This window comes from Ahrensia kielensis DSM 5890, from assembly GCF_000374465.1.
GTDB classification, from domain to species: Bacteria; Pseudomonadota; Alphaproteobacteria; order Rhizobiales; family Rhizobiaceae; genus Ahrensia; species Ahrensia kielensis.
Map to the genome: position 1 here is coordinate 1,126,355 of NZ_KB894528.1, position 21,355 is coordinate 1,147,709.

Consider the following 21,355-nt stretch of genomic DNA (forward strand, 5'->3'; position numbering starts at 1 on the left):
TTTGAGCAACGCAGATCACAGTCACGCATCCTTGATGGATACCATTTACGGTAAGCAGCGCTATTTTTATGACGCGACACGCAAGTTTTACCTGCTTGGGCGCGATCAAATTTTGCAACGCTTAGCTGTGCCCCAAAACGGCACCATGCTCGAAATTGCTTGCGGTACGGGGCGAAATTTGTGTTTAGGCGCAAAGCTTTATCCAACAGCAAAACTCTATGGCTTGGATATTTCTGAAGAAATGCTCAAATCCGCAAAGGCCAATCTGCAAAGGACTGGCCTTCACAATAAGCTCCGACTTGCCAAGGGTGATGCCACCAATTTTGACGGAGCAACACTCTTTGGCATTCCAGAATTCGATAGAATATTGCTCTCTTATGCGGTGTCGATGATACCTGACTGGGAAGCCACGATTGAACATGCCGCGCATCAGTTAAAACCAGGCGGCGAACTTTGGATTGTTGATTTTGGCAATCAAGCAAAGCTGCCGAATTGGTTTAAAAATGCACTCTATGGCTGGTTGCGTAAATTTCATGTTCAACCACGGCAGGACCTTGAAACGGTAACGCGTAGAGTTGCCAGAACTATCAATGGCACCGCTGAATTCGGCACTCTCTATCGTGGCTATGCACAGTTCACGGTCATCAAAAAACCATCCATATCCTAGATTGAATGAACGCGACAAGAATCAAGCGTTGCAAACACATAAAGATTTCCTTATTTCTTTATATAACATTCTGAAACTTGGAGCATCTAATGACAACCGCAACACCTCTTGCTGATTTCATCGCTGAAAAAGGCGTTCTTCTTGCCGATGGCGCAACGGGTACAAACCTATTTGCGATGGGACTGGAATCAGGAGAAGCGCCAGAACTTTGGAACGAAAGCGCACCAGAAAAAATTGTCAAACTGCATCAGGACTTTGTTGATGCCGGTGCTGATATCTTTCTGACCAACTCGTTTGGTGGAACGCGCCAACGCTTAAAGCTTCACAAAGCCGAAGATCGTGTTTTCGAACTCAATAAAAAAGCCGCTGAAATTGCGCGTAGCGTTGCAGATAAAGCAGATCGCAAAATAATCGTTGCCGGTTCTGTCGGCCCAACAGGTGAACTGCTCGTCCCACTTGGCGCCCTGACCTATGAATTTGCAGTGGAGTCATTCCGCGAACAAATCAAAGGCCTAAAGGCTGGCGGTGTGGATGTTATCTGGATCGAAACAATGTCTGCCAGCGGCGAAATGCAAGCAGCATCAGAGGCCGCTGCCGCAGAAGACATGGAATTTGTTTGCACCGCATCTTTTGATACGGCAGGCAAAACCATGATGGGCATACATCCGGCTGAAATGGGTAAGATTTTTGAAAAATCACCACAAGCGCCAACAGCTTACGGCGCAAATTGCGGTGTTGGTGCTTCCGATATCTTGTCTTCGCTGCTCGATATGAAAGACGCTGCACCCGATGCGAAAATCGTCATCAAGGGCAATTGCGGCATTCCAGAATTTCAAGACGATAAAATCGTTTATTCCGGCACCCCTGACCTGATGGCAAGATATGTTGAGCTGGCCATCGACGGCGGTGCAGCCATTATCGGCGGTTGTTGCGGCACATCATGCGATCATTTACGTGCGATGCGTGTCGCGCTCGACAATCATGTGAAAGCCGAACGCCCAACGGTTGAATTTATTTGTGACCAAATTGGCCCGATGCGTAACACCAAAGCGGCAGCTGCCGGTGAAGGCCCGCAAAGAGAGCGTCGCAGCGGTGGACGTCGCCGCAAGTAAAACTTAAGCGTTCAACGCTTTTGCATGCCAATCAAAATGGTTGGGCAGAAATGTCGCGATAAAGTAATATGAGTGATCATACCCTTCACGCATATTGATTTCAGCTTTTTGCCCAACGGCCTCACAAGCCTCAGCAAACAAATGTGTCCGTAACTGCTCATCAAGAAAATTATCTGCCGTTCCTTGATCAATCAAAATCGGCACATCGCTTGATGATGACATCAACGCGCACGTATCATGCGCTTTCCAAGCCGCACGATCATCGCCAATATATGTAGAAAAAGCTTTCTCGCCCCACGGCACTTGCGATGGCGCAACGATTGGCGAAAAGGCGGAAACAGATTTAAAGCGCCCCGGATATTTGAGATGCAAGCTTAACGCACCATGCCCGCCCATTGAATGGCCCATAATGCCTTGCTTATCCATATCAGCATTTAAGAACTCCTTAGCAATCAATGCAGGCAGTTCTTCCATAATATATGTTTCCATCTGGAAGTGTTTTGCCCACGGCGCTTCGGTCGCATTGATATAAAACCCTGCGCCCTGCCCCAAATCATAAGCATCATCATTGGCAACCTGCTCACCGCGCGGCGATGTATCTGGCGCGATAACCATAAAACCAAATTCAGCGGCCAGTCGCATAATGCCGCTTTTTTCCATCACATTGGACCAATTGCAGGTCAGTCCCGATAGATACCATAGGACCGGCACTTTAGCGGTCTTAGCTTGTGGCGGCGTATATACGGCAAACCGCATCGTGCACTGACAAGATTCACTCTCGTGATCGAACACTTCTAGCGCCCCATCAAAAGTCTTTTTTTGCTCAACAAGCTTCAAAACCAACTCCAAACCTTTCAGACACACAATGGTCACAATCTAAAATAGCAATATATTTCAATATCTTAATATGAAAATCGAAAAAATTTCAAACAACAAGAGGAACCGAACCCAGCTCTTGTCGTTGTTGCAACATAACAGCCTCAACGGCAAGATTGGAGAGAAAAATGAAAAAGCAATTGAACCTTTCTACAGCACTCGCAACAGTAGCATTTAGCGCAATGGCGTTCGCTACACCCGTGGCACTTGCACAGGATACAGCGCAGCCAGAAACCACACAAGAGCAGATGGAAGCACCAAGCGATGCAGCACCTGCGGATGATGCAGCAACAATGGACAAAGCGCCTGAAGCAGAGGCCGGAACAGACACAATGACTGAACCTGCTATGGAGTCAGAAGAAGCTATGCCAGCAACGGATATGGATGCTGCGCCAACGACAGATATGGCGGCAACCAGCACGGAGAAGTTCTTCGTATATGAAGCTGCTAATCAGATGACGTCTGACGATCTGATCGGTTCTGATATCAAAAACACGGCAGGTGAATCACTTGGCGATGTTGAACAGATTATCGTGTCTACAGAAGGTGACCTAGCCGGTATTATCGTCGGTGTTGGCGGCTTCCTCGGCATCGGTGAGAAAAGCGTTGCGATCAATTTTGATGCAATCACTTTTGAAACCGATCCAGATTCAGGCGATACACTTCTAGTGCTCAACAGCACGAAGGAAGAATTGGAAGCTGCGCCAGAATTTACGACAAAAGAGCAGCAGGCTTCGGAAGAAGAAGCAATGACAACGGCAGAGCCAGTGGCTGAAACTCCAGTTGCTCCTGAAACAATGGAAGCACCTAAAGAAGAAGCCCCAGCGCAGTAAGCACGTTTTACTGGTCTAAATAGAAAGCCGCCTCCATTGGAGGCGGCTTTTTCATGTGTTCGTTTAAAACCTAGTAGAGAACAACAGAGCGAATGCTCTCACCTGAATGCATCAAATCGAAGCCTTTATTGATATCGTCCAAAGGCATCGTATGCGTGATCAAGCTATCAATATCGATGCGGCCTTCCATATACATATCAACGATTTTCGGCACATCGGTACGCCCTCTTGCACCGCCAAATGCTGAACCGCGCCATGAACGACCGGTCACGAGTTGGAATGGACGCGTAGCAATTTCCGCCCCAGCTGGTGCCACGCCAATAATGATGCTTTCGCCCCACCCTTTATGGCAACACTCCAGCGCTGTGCGCATAACATTTGTATTGCCAATACACTCAAACGAGTAATCCGCACCGCCGCCAGTAAGCTCAACCAAATGTCCGGTCAAATCACCCTTAATGTCGTTTGGATTAACAAAATCAGTCATGCCGAATTGGCGTGCCATCGCCTCTTTATCAGGGTTCATATCAACGCCAATGATCTGGCGCGCACCAACCATCCGCAATCCTTGAACAACGTTAAGTCCGATACCGCCGAGACCAAAAACAACAGCCGTTGAATTTGGCTCTACCTTGGCCGTAAACATAACGGCGCCAAGGCCGGTTGTAACACCGCAACCAATATAACAAATCTTGTCGAAAGGCGCATCGGAACGCACTTTAGCCAGTGAAATTTCAGGCAAAACGGAATAGTTCGAAAATGTAGAACATCCCATATAGTGAAGTATCGGCTTGCTTTTGTAAGAGAAGCGACTTGTGCCATCCGGCATCACGCCTTGGCCCTGTGTCGTGCGGATTTTCTGGCAAAGATTGGTTTTCGGATTGAGGCAATATTCGCACTCACGGCATTCAGGCGTGTAAAGCGGGATCACATGATCGCCGACTTTTAAATCTTTCACATCCGGACCAACTTCAACAACAATACCAGCGCCTTCATGGCCCAAAATTGCTGGAAATGCGCCCTCAGGATCTGCGCCCGACAAAGTAAATTCATCCGTATGACAAATACCCGTTGCCTTCATTTCAACCAGAACTTCACCAGATTTTGGGCCGTCCAAATCAACCTCGACAACTTCAAGCGGTTTACCTGCTTCAAAGGCTACAGCGGCACGTGTTTTCATAACATTCTCCGTTAATAATTTTGCAAACCTTGCCGCGCATGGCTGTGTGATGCAAGCCAGCCATAGGCACGTTAAAAGGAATTTTCGTGCTGTTTATCATTTTTTACAGTTTTGGTGGGATACTATCTATTCGGAAGGAATATTGATGAAACCACGCATTCTCATTGCAGGTATGGCGCTGCTTGCCGTCATCGGTGGCGCAGCCTATAGCGAGTATGATCGTATCACTTCATCACACCAGCAAATCCGTGCTTATATTATGCATAATGCCAAAGCTTATAAAAGCGATAAGGCAGGCATAGAAGATGTCCTTGCTAAGGGCGTGGCCATATGTGCAGCGCAAATATATCAAACGGAACTTCCGCCAGAGCACCTTAAGTTTTTCACTTTAAACATTGCGACTGACTATGAAATAGTTAATCAATTCGGCTTGAAAGCCAATGAAAAACAAGGTGAAATTTCCGATCTTCGTGCCAATGTTGCGCGTAAATTTTATACGTCACTACCCGATGAGTTAGGAAAATTACCCGTCGCACGAAAACAGCAATTAGAAAGTTTAAGTCTTGATTTTCGCAACAAACGCGAGAAATTGGCCCATTGCACACACGCCAACGCATATAAGTTCTGGCTCACAGAAAAACCCGCAGATACTTAAAATAAAAGCGCGAACCACCTCGTTTTTTTAGCGTATGCTTCTTACCTATTGATCGAACCATCAACAGGAGTAAGACCATGAAATCTGCAAAAAATTATCTCGAAGAAGCCAACGCCAGCGTTCCGCGCATTTCAGCGGAAGAAGCAATTGCGAAATACAAGTCTGGCGGCGGCACATTTATTGATGTGCGTGATTCTGGTGACATTGCTAAAAGCGGCACTATAAAGGGTGCGCATCGCATTGCCCGCGGTTTTATGGAATTTGCGGCCGATAGCGAGATGCAATTCCACAATCCAGTATTGCAAAAAGACGCTGATCTTTACCTTGTATGCGGCGCTGGTGGTCAAGCCGCTCTTGCAGGCAAAACACTTAAAGATATGGGCTATCAGAACGTCACAAATATTGGCGGCATTGGCGACTGGAAAGAAGCCGGCGGCGATATGGAAGACTAATTCGCTCTAGCCAATAACGGTCATTTAAAAGGTGGCGCGCTGATTATAGCGCGCCGCCTTTATTATATTACTCACTCTCTACACGCCACACTTCACCATGGATAAGGCGGGCCATCTGGCGCACACTGCCTGTCTCCCTGGCGTGAACGGGCTGTGTTCAGGTGAATGCGTCCGGCATCGAATTCTTTTTATCTTCGATGAAGGCCAAGAGTTTTGTGTCAATTTCCTCATCAAGGGCCGGTGCTTCATACTGGTCAAGCCATTGGCGACAAAGCTTGTTCGCACGGCTTTCAACACGGCTTTCGCCCTCTGCAAGCCATTGCTCATAAGAATTATTGTCAGCGACTGTAGAGCGGTAAAATGCTGTCTGGAAGTTTGCTTGCGTATGCGCGCATCCAAGATAGTGGGAACCCGGACCAACCTCTGCAATTGCATCCAAGGCCTGTCCGTTTTCTGAAATATCAACCCCTTGGCTCATTGCCTGCATCATACCAAGCTGGTCAACGTCGATCATGAATTTCTCATAGGAAGAAACAAGACCGCCCTCTAACCATCCAGCCGAGTGAAGTGCAAAGTTCGTGCCAGCAAGCAGCGTCATATTGATTGTATTCGCACTTTCATGCGCTGCTTGTGCGTCCGGCACTTTTGATCCGCAAAGAGATCCGCCTGTTCTGAACGGCAAGCCCAAGCGACGCGCCAATTGCGCAGCTCCATAAGACACCAAAGAAGGTTCAGGTGTACCAAATGTTGGCGCACCCGATTGCATAGAAATTGAGGCTGCAAATGTACCAAATAAGACCGGCGCACCTGGACGGCAAAGCTGCGTGAAGGCAGCGCCAGCCAATACTTCAGCCAAGACCTGCGTCAAAGTTCCCGCAACGGTGACGGGGCTCATGGCGCCTGCAAGAATGAACGGCGAAATGATACAACCCTGTCCCGCACGGGCATAAACCTTTGCCGCACCAAGCATCGTGCCATCAAATGTCATCGGAGAATTGGCGTTAATTAGATTGATGACAACGCAATTATTATCAACAAACTCCTCGCCAAACACAATTTTCGCCATCGAAATCGTGTCTTCAGCGCGTTCTGGCGCAGTGACCGATCCCATGAATGGTTTATCTGAATATTTGATATGGCTATAAACCATGTCGAGGTGACGCTTATTGACCGGCACATCAACAGGCTCACAAACAGTGCCGCCCGAATGGTGCATGGCAGGTGCCATATAAGCCAATTTTACAAAATTGCGGAAATCTTCAATCGTCGCATACCGACGTTCACCCTCAAGATCGCGCACAAATGGCGGACCATAAACAGGCGCAAACACAGTCGCATCGCCGCCAATTTGAACAGATCGTTCCGGATTACGGGCATGCTGCGTGAAAATTGACGGCGCTGTTTTAAGCAATTCGCGGCAAAGCCCTTTGGGAAAACGAACGCGCTCGCCTTCAACCATTGCACCAGCCTCACGCCACATTCGCAATGCTTCTTCGTCTTCTCGAAACTCAATGCCAATTTCTTCAAGAATTTTATCAGCATTCGCTTCGATGAGCGCCAAAGCCTCTTCGTTCAAAACCTCATAAACAGGAATTTTGCGCTTTATATATGTATGGCTCTCGCCCGGGCCGCCGCCAGTACGTGCGGCTCTTCGTCCAGCTGCGCCTCGGCCTGCTTTGCGCGAGCGCGCACGTGCAGGCACATGAACTTCCTCCCCGCCACCTTCCGGTGTTGGAATAATATCATCAAAATTTTCAGAATCGCTCATTTGCCTATCCCCACAATGCGAGACTACATAGTCTTAATCTCATATTCAGCCAACAATGATTCTTGGCCCTTCAATACGCGCCTTCGTCTAGCTTTAAGACGACACATTATAATTCACATGACGTATAAGAACCTCTTGATCGATCAGACATAATGACATAAGGATACCCTTATGTTTAAACGTTAAGCCTATCGTGTCGTTTTCGTATTAAGTAACGTCGCACCAGATTCAACTTGTTAAGAAAAACCACGCTAGACTTACGTTATTATCGCGCATAGCCGAGGAGTTTACTATGTCCGACGAAGAAGAAATCATCCTAAGTGAATTGTCAGACGACGAACTCGTGCAGCAAATGCATGACGACCTTTATGATGGTCTCAAAGAAGAGATTACCGAGGGCACAAATATTCTTCTTGGGCGAGGATGGGAGCCTTATGAGGTTCTAACCAAAGCTCTTGTTGAGGGCATGCGTATCGTTGGTGAAGATTTCCGTGATGGCATTTTGTTTGTGCCGGAAGTTTTGCTTTCTGCAAACGCTATGAAAGCTGGAATGTTCATTTTGCGGCCTCTGTTGATTGAAACAGGCGCGCCAAAACTTGGGAAAATGGTTGTCGGCACTGTTAAAGGCGACATTCATGACATCGGCAAAAACCTCGTCGGCATGATGATGGAAGGCGCTGGCTTTGATGTTATCGACTTGGGCATCAATACGCCCGTTGAGGAATATCTCGAAGCGTTGGAAAGAGAGCAGCCAGACATTTTAGGCATGTCAGCCCTTCTTACGACCACAATGCCTTATATGAAGGTCGTTATTGATACGATGAAAGAAAAAGGCATGCGCGATGACTTTATCGTGCTTGTGGGCGGCGCGCCGCTCAATGAAGACTTCGGCAAAGCAATTGGTGCCGATGCTTATTGCCGCGACGCAGCTGTTGCTGTGGAAACAGCAAAAGAATTCATGAAGCGAAAGCACAACCAAGAATTAGCTTAGTAGCTTCATAAATCAAAAATAAAAGGGCAGCAAAAGCAGCCCTTTTTTTTAAACCAAATTACTTTGGCGTCACGTATCGCGCCATGTCACAAGTTTCGTGACAGCATAATTAAAGACTGCATTCATAAGCGCTCCGGCAAATCCTGCAAACAATGTCGATTGATTAAGTTCAAAAAGGCTTTGCGCAATGGAAACATTTGCCAATGCACCAACACTACACACCGCATAGAATGTCAAAAGGCCAATCCAAAAGCGGTTACCTTTCAATTTTCGGTGCGCATAGGTTACGCTATTGTTGAGAATAAAGTTTGATGTCATCGCAGCAAATGCGCCAGCAAATTGCGCCGCGGCAAAATCAACATTGGCGCCATAATGTAACGCGAACAATGTCGCCATATGGACAAACAATCCGGTAAAACCCACAAGCCCATAAAGCATGAAGCGCATAGGTATTAGGCCGCCAGTAAAACGCGACACCAAAAGGCCCAAAAATTGGATTGTGACGAGAAAGCCAAGTTTGCTTTCGCCTTCGACGCGCTCGCGAAACTGAAACGGCACCTCTTTGATTTTAAGCGTATCGCCATAACGGCTGACAATATCAAAAAGGATTTTAAAGCCGTCTTTTGAAACGGTTTCAGCAGCTTTATCTGCCGTCTGGCGCGTTAACATAAAGAACCCGCTCATCGGATCGGATGTATAATGGCCGGTAATATAATTAGCCATTGTCGTCGCAATCTCGCTACCTTTTGCGCGTGTCTTTTGATTAAAGCCAGCCTTATGATCGCCGCCATCAACATAGCGCGAACCGATAACGAGATCCGCACCATTTTTGATTTCATCCAGCATGGTTGGCAAACGAGTTTCATCATGCTGCATGTCTGCATCCATAATAACCACAATTGGCGCGTTAGCCGCCATCATGCCTTCAATACAGGCACCCGATAGACCGCGCCGCCCGACGCGCCGAATACAGCGAACATGCGGATGCTTGGCAGCCAATCTGCGCGTCACACCCGCTGTGTCGTCAGGACTATTATCGTCAACGACGATCACTTCATGGGCAATTTTGCCCATTGCATCAGCGATTTTGCCAACAAGTGGCTCAATATTCTTCGACTCATTAAATGCCGGAAGAACAATCGTAAGTTCCGGAGCTTGCATGTCGTCCCCTAACTATGAGCCAATGCGACAATACTACGACGTATACACACTGGCCAAAACACCCATCAAAGAGTTATTACATGTATAAAGGTGAATGAATGCCCAACAAAAATCCATTAGAAAACATTTATGAAAAGGCAAAAACCCGTGTGATTGCCTGCGGCATGATCGCGCGTGAAATTCTAGATGTTTGCGAAATGAATGGATTTGGGCACGTCTCGCTCACTTGCTTGCCTGCTGATTACCATCATAAGCCACAATTGATTGCGCCAGCGATTGACGAAGCAATCGTTAAGGCACGCAGCGAAGGTTACGACAATATATTTATTGGCTACGCAGATTGCGGTACAGGCGGGCAGCTCGATAAAATCTGCCAAAAACACGGCGTAGAGCGCATAGAAGGGCCGCACTGCTTTTCATTTTATATCGGCAATCAGTCTTTTGACAAAACAAGCGACGATTACACAACGACCTTCTTCATCACTGATTTTTTAGCCCGTCACTATGAGAACTTTTTGCTTAAACCGCTTGGAATACTCAAACATCCAGAGCTGTTAGAAATGTATTTCGGCAATTACACGACGGCGCTTTATTTAGCCCAAACAAATGACACTGAATTGGACAGAAGAGCACAAGAAATAGCCGCAATTTTGGGTTTAAATTATATCCGCAAGTTTACCGGCTATGGAGACCTTGCACCGGCAATTGCCAATACCCAAATTCCGGATAACGGCATTTCGTAAATAATTTAGTTGTAAATTGCGTGTAGTCATAAAGGCGACAGGTAATTGCGCCTAATGGCGATGTAGTGCGAGCAATTTGATGTTACAGCAGACGGATGAGACGATGACTATGCTAGTAGAACCGGCAAGCGATGAGTATCATCCACGTCCGCTATCAGCTGTTTTGCGCGGACTCGCGGCCCGTGAGGGCGACTCAAAAGTTACCATTCGCTGCATTCGTGAGGCGCTTGCGGGCAGATCATTTGCAGCATTTCTCATTATCACCTGCCTCATTAATATGCTGCCTTTCCCGCCAGGCTCCACAATTGTGTTGGGCATACCCATTGTTATTGTCGCCATGCAGATGGTGCTGGGGCGTAACACCGTTTGGCTACCAGAGTTTTTTCTCAAACAATCCTTGAGTAAAAAGGCATTCGAAAAGCTAACAACCAAGATCATTCCGGCATTGGAAAAGCTTGAAAGCTACGTAAAACCACGCGCGTGGCCATTTCCAGATGTAAAAAGCGCCGAAAAAATTATCGGCATTTGGGCATTAATTTTAGGTGTTGCTGTTATTTTACCTGTACCGCTTGGTAACTGGTTCCCCGCATTTGCATGCGCCATTTGTGGAGCAGCTCTTTCTGAGCGTGATGGCCGTCTGTTGTTTATTGGTGTCGCATTGGGCGCTGCCTCAATCGCTATCCTTATCGGCATGGTTATGGCTATCCATTTCGGCGTAACATGGATAATCGGCGGGTGAGTAAAAGACTGGCAATCGTAACTGCGGGCGGCTCAGCCCCCGCTATTTTAATCAATCTGCTCAAGCAGCAGTTCCCTGATGCATTATTGATCGTAGAAAGCAGCGAATCAAAATCCACATTTCTTAAAAGACGTGCACGTAAAATTGGCTGGTTTCAAACACTGGCGCAACTGCCCATGCAACTCATATCCAAGCTTGGCAAAACATGGGCACAAAAGCGTTATCAGCAAATTGCAGATGACTATAACACGTCTCAAACAATGCCGAGCGACCTTCAAACAATCCATATTGGCTCCGTCAATGATGGAAGCCTTGCCGGACATCTGAGGGATAATCAGATTGCGACAACATTAGTCATCGGCACGCGTATATTTTCAAAAGCAACCATCGCATCAATTGACATACCGCTACTCAATTTTCACGGCGGGCTAACACCGGATTATCGCGGCCTTAATCCTGGTTATTGGTCGCTGATCGAAGGTAAACCGGATCGATTCGGTGGCACAGTCCATTTCATTGATGCCGGTATTGATACTGGCAATGTCATTGCTCAGAAAAGTTGTAAACCACATCCGAACGATAATTTCCTGACCTATCACCACACGATATCGGCACAATGCGCCGATATATGTATTGCGGCGGTTAAATCTGCCCTTGAAGGCAATGTGGAGCCCATGATGGCCCAAGGAATATCAAAACAACACTACCATCCAACGGTCTATGGATACTTTTGGAATGGAATTACTAAAAATATCTGGTGAGCAGTCTAAATAGGCTCTGTCGCTTTTTGATCTTCCCTCGTCGTCATGCAACAAGCTGACAGCAACACATTCATTCAAATTTCAATTGGAGGTACTGATTTTGGCCGACAAGACCATCGTATATTGGCGTGATATTCCTGCGCAAGTAATTGTAAAAGCAGGACGTCGCAATGTCGCAAAGCGCGAACTGTCGCTTCGTTTTACCGAAGCGATTGACATGTGCGCAATGCGCGTTGGCGCCAAAGATTCCGATGCTTATCTAGCTGAATGGCGAAAATCAGACCCCGTTCCTGTTGGCGATGATCTGGAAGCGGAAGCAGAAGCTGCTGCCGCCGAGATTGAGGCAACGTATGATAAGGCTCGTCTTGTGGCATTGGTCAAAGGCGACGGCAAAGAAAGCTGAGACAGTATGGCGAGACTGGAAACGTGGACTTCAAAACTACGCCGGACAAATGCTAAGTCCGATTTTCAGCCCGCCAATGTCAGCCCTGACAGACGCAAGCAGCGCCGTTTCACCATTCGGCTCTGGGTCGTGCGCAATGCGCGGTTCTTCGAATGGTTCTATGAAAAATTTGCCAATCTCTTTCTGTTCCTGCATCCACTTTGGAAAGCTGTCGGCTATCACCGTGCAGAAAAACCAGTCACATTTGTCGAAAGACATGTAAAAGGCCTGCTGTTTAATTGCCGCATGTGCGGTCAGTGCGCTTTGTCCTCCACCGGCATGTCCTGCCCTATGAATTGCCCCAAACAATTGCGCAATGGCCCATGCGGCGGTGTGCGCGCAAATGGCAACTGCGAAGTTGAACCAGACATGCCTTGTGTATGGGTGCAAGCGTGGAATGGCGCCAGCAAAATGGCACATGGCCAAGAAAAAATAATGGATGTTCAAAAACCTGTGAACCAATCTTTGCGCGAGACTTCATCTTGGCTTCGCGTCACCGCAGAGGCAGCGCAGGCAAAAGAAAGCGTTAAATCATGAGCATTTCAGATATCAACCCACTCGATGCTGGTGCGCCGCTTGATCCATTGCCGGGCCACTCCTCGCGCGGACGCCTTGAACGCGTATTGCGCCGCGGCGAATTTGCAATCACCTCCGAATTAAACCCACCAGACAGCGCAGATCCTAATGAAGTCTATGAGCGCGCAGCAATCTTCGAAGGTTGGGTAGACGGCATCAATGCGGTCGATGCATCCGGCGCAAACTGCCATATGTCGTCTGTTGCCATTTGTGCGCTTTTAACCCGCATGGGCTATGCACCCATATTGCAGATTGCTTGCCGTGACAAAAACCGTATCGCCATTCAAGGCGACATCCTTGGCGCTTCTGCAATGGGCGTTCAAAACATTTTGTGCCTAACAGGCGACGGAGTTCAGGCAGGCGATCAACCAGGTGCAAAACCAGTATTCGATCTGGACTGTATGTCGCTTTTAGAAACAGCACGCACAATGCGCGATGAAGAGCGTTTTTTATCGGGCCGCAAAATCACCTATCCGCCAAATGTTTTTCTAGGAGCGGCGATCAACCCTTTCGCCCCGCCCCATGATTTTAGGCCGCTACGCCTTAAAAAGAAAATCGAGGCCGGCGCGCAATTTGTGCAAAGCCAATATTGCTATGATGTGCCAATGTTTCGCGAATATATGAAGCGCGTCGTGGATATGGGATTAAATGAAAAGTGTTACATCATGGCAGGTGTTGGACCGCTGGCGTCAGCTAAGACAGCACGCTGGATGCGCTCGAATGTGCCCGGTGTTCACATCCCTGACCATATCATCACGCGTCTTGAAGGGGCTGAAAAGCAAAAAGCTGAAGGCAAACGCCTCTGCATTGAAATCATGCAAGAGATTAAAGAAATCGAGGGCGTTTCAGGCATTCATGTTATGGCGTATCGGCAAGAAGAATTCGTCGCCGAAATTGTACATGATTCTGGCGTTTTAAAAGGCCGCCAACCTTGGAAACGCGAAGCCGTATCTGACGCAGCACTTGTTGCCGAACGCATGGAAGAACTCGTCGACGAACAAAAACAAATACCAGCTGAGATGGCTGAAAATGCCGCCAGCAACACTTGATCAAATTCATATAACGATATAAACAATTCTTTATATCTTCAGGAGACTCCCATGACACGCACAATCGTTGCATCTGCTACCAAAGAAACAATCATTGGCTTTGACCAGCCGTTCTGCGTTATCGGCGAACGGATTAATCCGACCGGCCGAAAAATCCTGAATCAAGAACTTGAAGATGGTGATTTCAGCCGCGTGGAAGCAGACGCAATTGCGCAGGTCGCTGCTGGCGCAACTATTCTCGACATCAATTCCGGCGCTGTATTTTCCGGCAAGATGGCTGCCGATCCACGTTATGCCGACAACAATTTTGTTGAACCTATTTTAATGCAGCAATTGATTGAACATGTTCAGGCGGTAACAGACTGTCCGTTGTGCATTGATTCATCTGTCCCGGGCGCACTGGAAAACGGACTAAAAACAGCAAAAGGTCGCCCATTGCTAAACTCTGTGACAGGCGAAGAAGAACGCTTGGAACTGGTTTTGCCTCTGGTGAAAAAATACGATGTGCCGGTTGTCGCAATTTCAAATGATGACACTGGAATATCAGAAGATCCCGAAGTGCGCTTTGCCGTAGCAAAGAAAATTGTTGAGCGCGCTGCAGACTTTGGCATTCCCGCGCATGACATTGTGGTGGACCCGCTTGTTATGCCAATCGGCGCTATGGCGACAGCAGGACACCAAGTGTTCACGCTCGTGCGCCGTTTGCGTGAAGAGCTTGGCGTCAACACAACTTGTGGTGCATCCAACATTTCATTTGGCCTGCCAAACCGCCATGGTATCAATAATGCGTTCCTACCTATGGCTTACGCTGCTGGCATGACATCAGCGATTATGAATCCTGTTGCACTTCCAGTCGGCCCTAAGAAGATTGCAGAAAAACGCGCGCTTGTTGAAGCAGCCGGCATCATATTGCCAGAAATGGACGACGAAACATTTGTAAAAATGTTTGGCATGGGTTCAACAAAACCGCGCCCCGGCAAAGAAATGGAAGCTATTCGTGCTGCGAATTTCTTGCTCAATCAAGATGATGGCGGCGCTGCATGGATCAACTTTAACAAAGACCCCGATGCTGCAATTGCAGGCGCACGTGGTCGCCGTGAGGGCCGCCGCTCGCGGGGGTGATTTACTCAAGCACCCTAGAAATGCCAGACAAATGAATATTCCGTTTCAATCGCCAGCCCCTGATCAGGTAAAAAAGCTATCTGACTACGTTGCGTTGATCCCCCACTTCATTAATTGTTTTTATCGGTGTTTATGTCGGCGCGACTATTTTGGTTTCTGTTGCGATATATAATATAGCAGTTTCAGTAGGGGGCATACTTTGACCGATCACCTCGTCGTTTTTACACCATCTGGCAGACGTGGGCGCTTCGCCAAGGGCACAAACGTGCTCGAAGCAGCGCGCGATCTTGGCGTTTATGTGGAGTCGGTATGTGGTGGTCGCGGCATTTGCGGCCGCTGCCAAGTCGAAATTCAAACTGGTCACTTTTCAAAGCATGGCATTGAATCAAAAGCAGAAAACATTTCTGAGCTTGGTGCAAAAGAACTGCGCTATGCAGAAAAACGCGACCTAAAAGAAGGACGCCGCCTCTCCTGCTCATCAACGATTGAAGGGGATCTTGTCGTTGACATTCCGCTTGATGTTCAAGTCAATGCGCAGGTCATACGTAAGGCTGCTGATAACAAGGTCTTTGAGCGAAAACCAGCCGTTCAGCTTTGCTATGTTGAAGTTGAAGAACCAGACATGCACAAGCCGCTTGGCGATCTTGATCGCCTAAAAGTCTCGCTCGAAAATGATTGGGGCTGGACAGATATTGAAGTCGCGCAACATATTTTGCCGCAAGTCCAAAAGATCCTTCGCAAAGGAAATTGGACAGCAACAGCCGCGATACATCGAGATTCAGACACAGCACAGCCCACACTGATTGCGCTATGGCCAGAACTTCAAAACGAAGCCTATGGCATTGCCTGCGATATTGGCTCAACCACAATCGCGCTCCATCTTGTATCATTGCTTTCTGGTGCCGTTATCGCATCAGCGGGTGCATCAAACCCGCAAATTCGCTTTGGTGAAGACCTTATGAGCCGTGTCTCATATGTGATGATGAACCCTGAAGGGCGCGGCGCGATGACGGACGCGGTGCGAAAAACGCTGAATGAGCTGATCGGCGAAGTCTGCGAAACTGCCGAGATAGAACGCCAAGACATTCTCGATATGGTGTTTGTTGGCAACCCTGTCATGCACCATCTTTTCTTAGGCATTGACCCGACAGAACTAGGCGGTGCACCCTTTGCGCTTGCCGTTTCCGGTGCAGTTCACACATCGGCCAAAGAGCTTGATCTTGAAGCCAATGAAGGCGCCCGCGTCTATATGATCCCGTGCATTGCCGGACATGTTGGCGCCGATGCAGCTGCTGCAACTTTGGCCGAAGGCCCGCACCGTTCTGACGACATTATGCTTATGGTGGATGTTGGCACGAACGCAGAGATTGTACTTGGCAACAAGCAACAAACGGTTGCTGCCTCCTCCCCCACTGGCCCAGCCTTTGAAGGCGCTGAAATATCTGGCGGCCAACGCGCAGCGCCCGGCGCTATCGAACGTGTGCGCATTGATCCGCTAACATTAGAGCCTAAATTCCGCATTATTGGATCAGAGCTTTGGTCTGATGAAGAAGGCTTTGCAGAAAGCGTCGAAAAGACTGGCATCACCGGCATTTGCGGTTCTGGCATCATCGAAGTTGTTGCCGAAATGTTTTTGGCAGGCATCATTTCAGAAGATGGCGTGATCAACGGCGTTCTGACCGAGCGTTCCAGCCGTGTGCAGGAAACCGGACGCACATATTCATATTTGCTACATGACGGCGCTCAGAAAATCATTATTTCACAAAATGATGTCCGCGCAATCCAGCTGGCAAAAGCTGCGCTTTATGCAGGCATCAAACTTCTTATGGACAAGCAGAACATAACGCAGATTGATCAAATTCGATTCGCTGGTGCGTTTGGCTCTTTCATTGACCCTAAATACGCAATGGTTCTGGGCCTTATCCCTGATTGTGAAATCGAAAATGTAAAAGCCGTCGGCAATGCGGCTGGCACAGGCGCGCGCATGGCGCTTATCAACCGCGATTACCGCCGCGAAATCGAAAAGACAGTGCGTGAAATCGAAAAAGTAGAAACCGCATTGGAGCCTAAGTTCCAAGAGCATTTCATCAATGCTATGGCGCTGCCCAACAAAGTCGACCTTTTCGAAAAGCTTGGAAAGGTTGTTACCCTGCCGGCAAAAAAACAAAACGCTGATGATAGTGATGGACAAACACGGCCACGCAGATCCGGTGGACGCAGAGCGCGCACATAAGATTCAGCCTTTCCTGCACGACCAAATAGGCTAATAGCTGCTTTATGTTATTTCAGCGCGTCAATCCGATCTTCTTGATTCTTGCAATCTGGCTCGCGGGCCTTGGCGCTGCCGCGCAATTTGCAAAAATCACGATAATCTTTGGTGAGCTTAGCGCCTATTATGGTCAAAGCGATGCACGCTCTGGTTTTCTTTTATCGACCATAAGCCTCTTAGGCGTTATCTTCGGTCTTTATGCCGGCGTCATGGGTGCCAAATATGGCAATCGGAAATTACTGATTGGCGGCCTGTTTCTCGGTGCACTGACATCTTTTGCACAGGTTCTGCTTTTGCCTTTCTGGGGCATGATCACATTGCGTGCGATCGAGGGCATTTCGCACCTTGCCATTGCGGTTGCAGCGCCAACCCTTATCGCCAGCTACGCCACCGACAAGATCAGAACCTATGCAATGACACTTTGGGGCACATATTTCGGTGTCGCATTTGCTCTCATGTCAGTGATCTCACCTGCGGTGTTGAAAAACGGCAGCTTTGACCAACTATTCCTTTACCACGGCATCTACATGGCTTTGATCGGCATCTTATTGGTTCTTTGCATGCCCAACCCGCGCACAAATTTATCAACCGCGCAAACACCCGCGCCAGATACCAATTTCTGGCTCGCACATGTTCAGGCATACAAGTCACCCTTTATTGCTGCGCCTGCACTTGGCTGGGTATTTTACACACTGACCTTTGTTTCAATGATAACGCTACTCCCGCAATTTGTTGCAGAAGATCAAAGACTATTGGTGATCGGTGCCATGCCAGTAACCAGCATCATCGCGTCTCTTACGCTCGGCACATATTTGCTGCGGATTATGAGCGCTGTCAAAGTCGTTATGGTGGGGTTTGCCCTCGCCTTTGTCGTCTCCTTGACTATGATTTTTTCTGGTATCAACGCCTGGATGGGGATTGCGTTATATATTGGCCTTGGCCTTGTCCAAGGTGCAACTTTTGCCGCCGTTCCTCAGCTTAACAACACAATTGAAGACCGTTCAAAAGCTAATGGACTTCTTGTCCAAACGGGTAATTTTGGTAATTTGATTGGCACGCCTGTACTTGCGGTCACCATCGGCACATTCAGCCAAAGCGGTATGCTCGTCATTGCTTGCGTAACTTACGTCATCGCAATTTGTGTTCACATGCTTTGTGGTTACCTCAGAAATTGGTATCGTCCTGCTTAAGCAAGCTGTCTTGACCTTAGAGCCTCAATCAACAATGCAATTTCATGCTGGAGTAATATCCAGCCGAATAAATTTCTCTTGCTAAAATAGCGCGTTTGATGATTTGCTTTCTTAATAGAATTTGCGCCCCGTAGTTCGGGTATTTAATTGAGGGACGATGGCCATGACTGAGGCCCAATCAAATTCGGCGGCATATCGACGAACCGTCGTCTTTTACTTGCTTCCAGAATTTACAATGATCGCCTTCACATCGGCGGTTGAAGCGCTGCGTTCAGCGAACCGAATGTTGGGCTATGATGCTTATAATTGGCGTCTGTCATGCGAATCTGGTGGCAGCGTCTCGGCTTCAAATGGCATTGAGGTCATAACAAAGACCTCAATCGAAGAAGAGCGCAAACTTTTAAGCGCTTCCAGTAGGCCGACATTGTTTTTGGTATGCGGCGGCACCAATATAGAAAACTTCACCACGAAGTCAGTCATGGGCCTTGTGCGAGAAGAATATGCGCGCGGTATTGCAATCGGAGGCTTATGCACCGCCGCTTATGTCATTGCCGCAGCAGGTCTATTGAGCGGAAAACGCTGCGCTATTCACTGGGAAAACATGCCCGGCTTTCAGGAAAAATTCCCAAAAGCAGAGGTTTATGCTGATCTTTTTGAAGTTGATTCAAACATCTACACCTGTGCAGGTGGCACAGCGGCATTGGATATGATGCTGTCGCTGATATTAGAAGATTTCAGCGATGAACTGGTGAATAGAATTTGCGAACAAATGCTGACAGACCGTGTTCGCGCCGCCAGTGACAGGCAGCGCCTGCCCTTGCGTGCGCGTCTTGGCGTACAAAATGCGCGTGTGCTCGCCATCATCGAGCTTATGGAAGCCAATCTTTCCGAGCCGTTATCATTGCTTGAAATCGCCAATCATGTCGGATTGTCGCGGCGGCAGATTGAGCGGCTTTTCCGCCATGAAATGGGCCGTTCTCCGGCACGATATTACTTGGAAATCAGATTAGATCGCGCGCGGCACTTGCTCGTTCAATCCGCACTGCCAGTGGTTGAAATTGCGATTGCGTGCGGCTTTGTATCGGCATCGCACTTTTCAAAATGTTACCGCGAGCTATACGCCAAATCACCGCAGCAAGAACGCGCAGAACGCAAACAATTACTTGTTGCCTAATATGAACAAGCGGCAGTTTTTAGCAGGCGTATTAGGAGCAGCCATCATGGCTTCTTCGGTTCATGCGGCTGATAAATCATTTGTTTTGGCAACAACAACATCAACGGAAAATTCGGGCCTTCTTGATACGATCATTCCCCAATTCACTTTAAAAACAGGCATTAAGGTCAAAGTTGTCGCTATTGGTACAGGGCAAGCGCTGGCAATGGGACGAAACGGCGATGCAGCTGCATTGCTAACCCATGACCGACTAGGCGAAGACAAGTTTGTTGCCGAAGGCTATGGCAAGGACCGCCGCGATGTCATGCATAATGACTTCATCTTTATTGGCCCCAGCGACGACCCAGCCGGCCTCAAAGACGCGCAAACAACCACAGATGCATTCAAAGCTCTTGCGCAAGGTGGTTCGACCTTTATCTCACGCGGTGATGATAGCGGCACGCACCGCAAAGAACTGCGTGAATGGAACAAAGCGGGTTTTGATGTTGCCAATTTCGGTTCTTGGTACCGCGAGGCTGGTAGCGGTATGGGGCAAACAATCATTACAACAACACAGATCAACGGCTACACTCTATCAGATCGCGCAACCTGGACAAAGTTTGCCAGCAAAGCTGATCATGTCATTGTTTTTGAAGGCAATCCACCGATCAACAACCCTTATTCAAGCATCGTCGTTACAAATAAACTCATTCCAAATGAAGAAACACAATATGCTCTTAGCTGGCATGAGTGGCTAACGGGCGCTGAAGGCAGAAAAGCTATAAAAGACTTTCGCATCGATGGTCAGCAAATGTTCTTTCTTGGCACGGATTAGAGTTTGGAAGGATTGCGCTCACGCGTGACCAAAAACGTGACGATCGTTACGCCAAGCGATAACAACACCAAAATTACCCCAAGCCAAACAGCAATCGAGTAATTGCCTTGCCGCGTTTCCAGCGTGATCGCGGTTGTCATCACACGCGTTTCCCCGCGAATATTACCGCCAACAATCATCACCGCACCGACTTCTGAAATCGCACGCCCAAACGCGACTAAAAACGCAGTCACAAGGCCCGCCTTTGCTATTTTTCCAACCTCCCACATACGCCGCCAACGCTTGACGATATCAAGGCGCAGCGCATCGCCCACCTCACGCCATGCAGCAGAACAGGCACGGTGAACAAATACAGTGATGACAGGCACCGTGATCAGAACTTGTGCGATCACAATAGCCGTGGGCGTAAATAGAATGTTCAACCACCCAAGCGGCCCTGAGCGCGACAAAAGAAGATAAACAACAAGCCCGACAACAACTGTGGGCACAGCAAGCAGCGCACTAAAGACAGTGAGCCAAATGGTTTGGCTCTTATCTGCGATGGTGCACAGATACGCACCCATGGGCGCACCAATACCCAAGCCAATCAACGAGGCCAAAATACTGACCCGCAAGGACAAAAGTAAAATATCAATAATCTCAGCTGAAAGGTGCATGAGATTGATCTAGCTTATTGCGTTTCATAGTTCACGCAAAAACTTGTCGCATTAAGAACAGGAATTCAAAACAGCTTTAGAGATAAATCAAATTGGTATGTACCGATTATTTGCATTGCCGCGCG

General features: G+C 48.1%; 22 protein-coding genes. 17 read left to right on the forward strand and 5 right to left on the reverse strand.

Annotated elements, in window-relative coordinates:
• Position 1 precedes the first annotated feature (1 nt).
• A complete protein-coding gene (locus C504_RS0105650) occupies positions 2–667 on the forward strand; it encodes a class I SAM-dependent methyltransferase (protein ID WP_026317256.1) in 666 nt (221 codons plus the stop codon).
• Positions 668–756: 89 nt separating this feature from the next.
• Positions 757–1,779, forward strand: a complete 1,023-nt coding sequence (gene bmt, locus C504_RS0105655) for a betaine--homocysteine S-methyltransferase (protein ID WP_018688343.1) — start codon at positions 757–759, stop codon at positions 1,777–1,779.
• Positions 1,780–1,782: 3 nt separating this feature from the next.
• On the opposite strand, the gene fghA is transcribed toward bmt, so the two are convergent.
• Positions 1,783–2,616 carry an S-formylglutathione hydrolase gene (gene fghA / locus C504_RS0105660; protein ID WP_026317257.1) on the reverse strand — a complete coding sequence of 278 codons (834 nt, stop codon included), beginning with the start codon at positions 2,614–2,616 and terminating at the stop codon, positions 1,783–1,785.
• 167 nt (positions 2,617–2,783) lie between these two features.
• Here fghA and C504_RS18280 point away from each other — a divergent pair, with 167 nt between their 5' ends.
• On the forward strand, positions 2,784–3,488 hold the full coding sequence (locus tag C504_RS18280; protein ID WP_018688345.1) for a PRC-barrel domain-containing protein: 705 nt from the start codon (positions 2,784–2,786) through the stop codon (positions 3,486–3,488).
• Between the two features lie 70 nt (positions 3,489–3,558).
• On the opposite strand, the gene C504_RS0105670 is transcribed toward C504_RS18280, so the two are convergent.
• Positions 3,559–4,668: an S-(hydroxymethyl)glutathione dehydrogenase/class III alcohol dehydrogenase gene (locus C504_RS0105670; protein WP_018688346.1), complete on the reverse strand. Its 1,110-nt coding sequence runs from the start codon at positions 4,666–4,668 to the stop codon at positions 3,559–3,561.
• Between the two features lie 145 nt (positions 4,669–4,813).
• Here C504_RS0105670 and C504_RS0105675 point away from each other — a divergent pair, with 145 nt between their 5' ends.
• Both C504_RS0105675 and C504_RS0105680 read left to right on the forward strand, forming a co-directional pair.
• A complete protein-coding gene (locus C504_RS0105675) occupies positions 4,814–5,323 on the forward strand; it encodes a hypothetical protein (protein WP_018688347.1) in 510 nt (169 codons plus the stop codon).
• Between the two features lie 77 nt (positions 5,324–5,400).
• Positions 5,401–5,775, forward strand: coding sequence for a rhodanese-like domain-containing protein (locus tag C504_RS0105680; protein ID WP_018688348.1), 375 nt, complete (start codon positions 5,401–5,403; stop codon positions 5,773–5,775).
• A 157-nt stretch (positions 5,776–5,932) separates the two neighbouring features.
• On the opposite strand, the gene C504_RS0105685 is transcribed toward C504_RS0105680, so the two are convergent.
• Entirely contained in the window at positions 5,933–7,543 is a 1,611-nt protein-coding gene (locus C504_RS0105685) for a trimethylamine methyltransferase family protein (RefSeq protein ID WP_018688349.1), read from the reverse strand.
• Between the two features lie 292 nt (positions 7,544–7,835).
• Here C504_RS0105685 and C504_RS0105690 point away from each other — a divergent pair, with 292 nt between their 5' ends.
• Positions 7,836–8,534: a corrinoid protein gene (locus C504_RS0105690; RefSeq protein WP_018688350.1), complete on the forward strand. Its 699-nt coding sequence runs from the start codon at positions 7,836–7,838 to the stop codon at positions 8,532–8,534.
• A 69-nt stretch (positions 8,535–8,603) separates the two neighbouring features.
• Here C504_RS0105690 and C504_RS0105695 read toward each other — a convergent pair whose 3' ends face one another.
• On the reverse strand, positions 8,604–9,695 hold the full coding sequence (locus C504_RS0105695) for a glycosyltransferase (RefSeq protein WP_018688351.1): 1,092 nt from the start codon (positions 9,693–9,695) through the stop codon (positions 8,604–8,606).
• A gap of 98 nt (positions 9,696–9,793) precedes the next feature.
• Here C504_RS0105695 and C504_RS0105700 point away from each other — a divergent pair, with 98 nt between their 5' ends.
• From C504_RS0105700 to C504_RS0105750, 11 genes are all read left to right on the forward strand, one after another.
• On the forward strand, positions 9,794–10,438 hold the full coding sequence (locus C504_RS0105700; protein WP_018688352.1) for a DUF1638 domain-containing protein: 645 nt from the start codon (positions 9,794–9,796) through the stop codon (positions 10,436–10,438).
• 103 nt (positions 10,439–10,541) lie between these two features.
• The gene (locus C504_RS0105705) at positions 10,542–11,177 is read left to right on the forward strand and encodes an exopolysaccharide biosynthesis protein (RefSeq protein ID WP_156815855.1); all 636 of its coding nucleotides are present in this window, start codon (positions 10,542–10,544) and stop codon (positions 11,175–11,177) included.
• Positions 11,174–11,938, forward strand: coding sequence for a formyl transferase (locus C504_RS17275; RefSeq protein WP_169385084.1), 765 nt, complete (start codon positions 11,174–11,176; stop codon positions 11,936–11,938). The genes C504_RS0105705 and C504_RS17275 overlap by 4 nt, the downstream gene beginning before the upstream one ends.
• 100 nt (positions 11,939–12,038) lie before the next feature.
• The gene (locus C504_RS0105715) at positions 12,039–12,341 is read left to right on the forward strand and encodes a virulence factor (RefSeq protein ID WP_018688355.1); all 303 of its coding nucleotides are present in this window, start codon (positions 12,039–12,041) and stop codon (positions 12,339–12,341) included.
• A gap of 6 nt (positions 12,342–12,347) precedes the next feature.
• Positions 12,348–12,917, forward strand: a complete 570-nt coding sequence (locus tag C504_RS0105720) for a methylenetetrahydrofolate reductase C-terminal domain-containing protein (RefSeq protein ID WP_018688356.1) — start codon at positions 12,348–12,350, stop codon at positions 12,915–12,917.
• Positions 12,914–14,005 (forward strand): methylenetetrahydrofolate reductase, encoded by a 1,092-nt coding sequence (locus C504_RS0105725; protein ID WP_018688357.1) that lies wholly within the window; start codon positions 12,914–12,916, stop codon positions 14,003–14,005. Before C504_RS0105720 ends, C504_RS0105725 begins: the two co-directional genes overlap by 4 nt.
• Positions 14,006–14,056: 51 nt before the next feature.
• The gene (locus C504_RS0105730; protein ID WP_018688358.1) at positions 14,057–15,127 is read left to right on the forward strand and encodes a methyltetrahydrofolate cobalamin methyltransferase; all 1,071 of its coding nucleotides are present in this window, start codon (positions 14,057–14,059) and stop codon (positions 15,125–15,127) included.
• A gap of 199 nt (positions 15,128–15,326) precedes the next feature.
• A complete protein-coding gene (locus C504_RS0105735; protein WP_018688359.1) occupies positions 15,327–17,360 on the forward strand; it encodes an ASKHA domain-containing protein in 2,034 nt (677 codons plus the stop codon).
• Between the two features lie 44 nt (positions 17,361–17,404).
• Complete coding sequence (locus tag C504_RS17280; protein ID WP_018688360.1) at positions 17,405–18,586, forward strand: MFS transporter; 1,182 nt, start codon at positions 17,405–17,407, stop codon at positions 18,584–18,586.
• A 157-nt stretch (positions 18,587–18,743) separates the two neighbouring features.
• Positions 18,744–19,760, forward strand: coding sequence for a GlxA family transcriptional regulator (locus tag C504_RS0105745; protein ID WP_018688361.1), 1,017 nt, complete (start codon positions 18,744–18,746; stop codon positions 19,758–19,760).
• A 46-nt stretch (positions 19,761–19,806) separates the two neighbouring features.
• A complete protein-coding gene (locus C504_RS0105750; protein ID WP_018688362.1) occupies positions 19,807–20,574 on the forward strand; it encodes an ABC transporter substrate-binding protein in 768 nt (255 codons plus the stop codon).
• Here C504_RS0105750 and C504_RS0105755 read toward each other — a convergent pair.
• Positions 20,571–21,230, reverse strand: coding sequence for an ABC transporter permease (locus C504_RS0105755; protein ID WP_018688363.1), 660 nt, complete (start codon positions 21,228–21,230; stop codon positions 20,571–20,573). The genes C504_RS0105750 and C504_RS0105755 overlap by 4 nt on opposite strands.
• Positions 21,231–21,355 lie beyond the last annotated feature (125 nt).

What these genes read in the sequence shown, in the direction of transcription:
- C504_RS18280 (WP_018688345.1), top strand. Translation starts at nt 2,784, where the DNA reads ATGAAAAAGCAATTGAACCTTTCTACAGCACTCGCAACAGTAGCATTT.
- C504_RS17280 (WP_018688360.1), top strand. Translation starts at nt 17,405, where the DNA reads ATGTTATTTCAGCGCGTCAATCCGATCTTCTTGATTCTTGCAATCTGG.
- C504_RS0105720 (WP_018688356.1), top strand. Translation starts at nt 12,348, where the DNA reads ATGGCGAGACTGGAAACGTGGACTTCAAAACTACGCCGGACAAATGCT.
- C504_RS0105730 (WP_018688358.1), top strand. Translation starts at nt 14,057, where the DNA reads ATGACACGCACAATCGTTGCATCTGCTACCAAAGAAACAATCATTGGC.
- C504_RS0105755 (WP_018688363.1), bottom strand. Translation starts at nt 21,230, where the DNA reads ATGCACCTTTCAGCTGAGATTATTGATATTTTACTTTTGTCCTTGCGG.
- C504_RS0105690 (WP_018688350.1), top strand. Translation starts at nt 7,836, where the DNA reads ATGTCCGACGAAGAAGAAATCATCCTAAGTGAATTGTCAGACGACGAA.
- bmt (WP_018688343.1), top strand. Translation starts at nt 757, where the DNA reads ATGACAACCGCAACACCTCTTGCTGATTTCATCGCTGAAAAAGGCGTT.
- C504_RS0105670 (WP_018688346.1), bottom strand. Translation starts at nt 4,668, where the DNA reads ATGAAAACACGTGCCGCTGTAGCCTTTGAAGCAGGTAAACCGCTTGAA.
- C504_RS0105685 (WP_018688349.1), bottom strand. Translation starts at nt 7,543, where the DNA reads ATGAGCGATTCTGAAAATTTTGATGATATTATTCCAACACCGGAAGGT.
- C504_RS0105725 (WP_018688357.1), top strand. Translation starts at nt 12,914, where the DNA reads ATGAGCATTTCAGATATCAACCCACTCGATGCTGGTGCGCCGCTTGAT.
- C504_RS0105675 (WP_018688347.1), top strand. Translation starts at nt 4,814, where the DNA reads ATGAAACCACGCATTCTCATTGCAGGTATGGCGCTGCTTGCCGTCATC.
- C504_RS0105750 (WP_018688362.1), top strand. Translation starts at nt 19,807, where the DNA reads ATGGCTTCTTCGGTTCATGCGGCTGATAAATCATTTGTTTTGGCAACA.
- C504_RS0105695 (WP_018688351.1), bottom strand. Translation starts at nt 9,695, where the DNA reads ATGCAAGCTCCGGAACTTACGATTGTTCTTCCGGCATTTAATGAGTCG.
- C504_RS0105680 (WP_018688348.1), top strand. Translation starts at nt 5,401, where the DNA reads ATGAAATCTGCAAAAAATTATCTCGAAGAAGCCAACGCCAGCGTTCCG.
- C504_RS0105745 (WP_018688361.1), top strand. Translation starts at nt 18,744, where the DNA reads ATGGCCATGACTGAGGCCCAATCAAATTCGGCGGCATATCGACGAACC.
- C504_RS0105705 (WP_156815855.1), top strand. Translation starts at nt 10,542, where the DNA reads ATGACTATGCTAGTAGAACCGGCAAGCGATGAGTATCATCCACGTCCG.
- C504_RS0105700 (WP_018688352.1), top strand. Translation starts at nt 9,794, where the DNA reads ATGCCCAACAAAAATCCATTAGAAAACATTTATGAAAAGGCAAAAACC.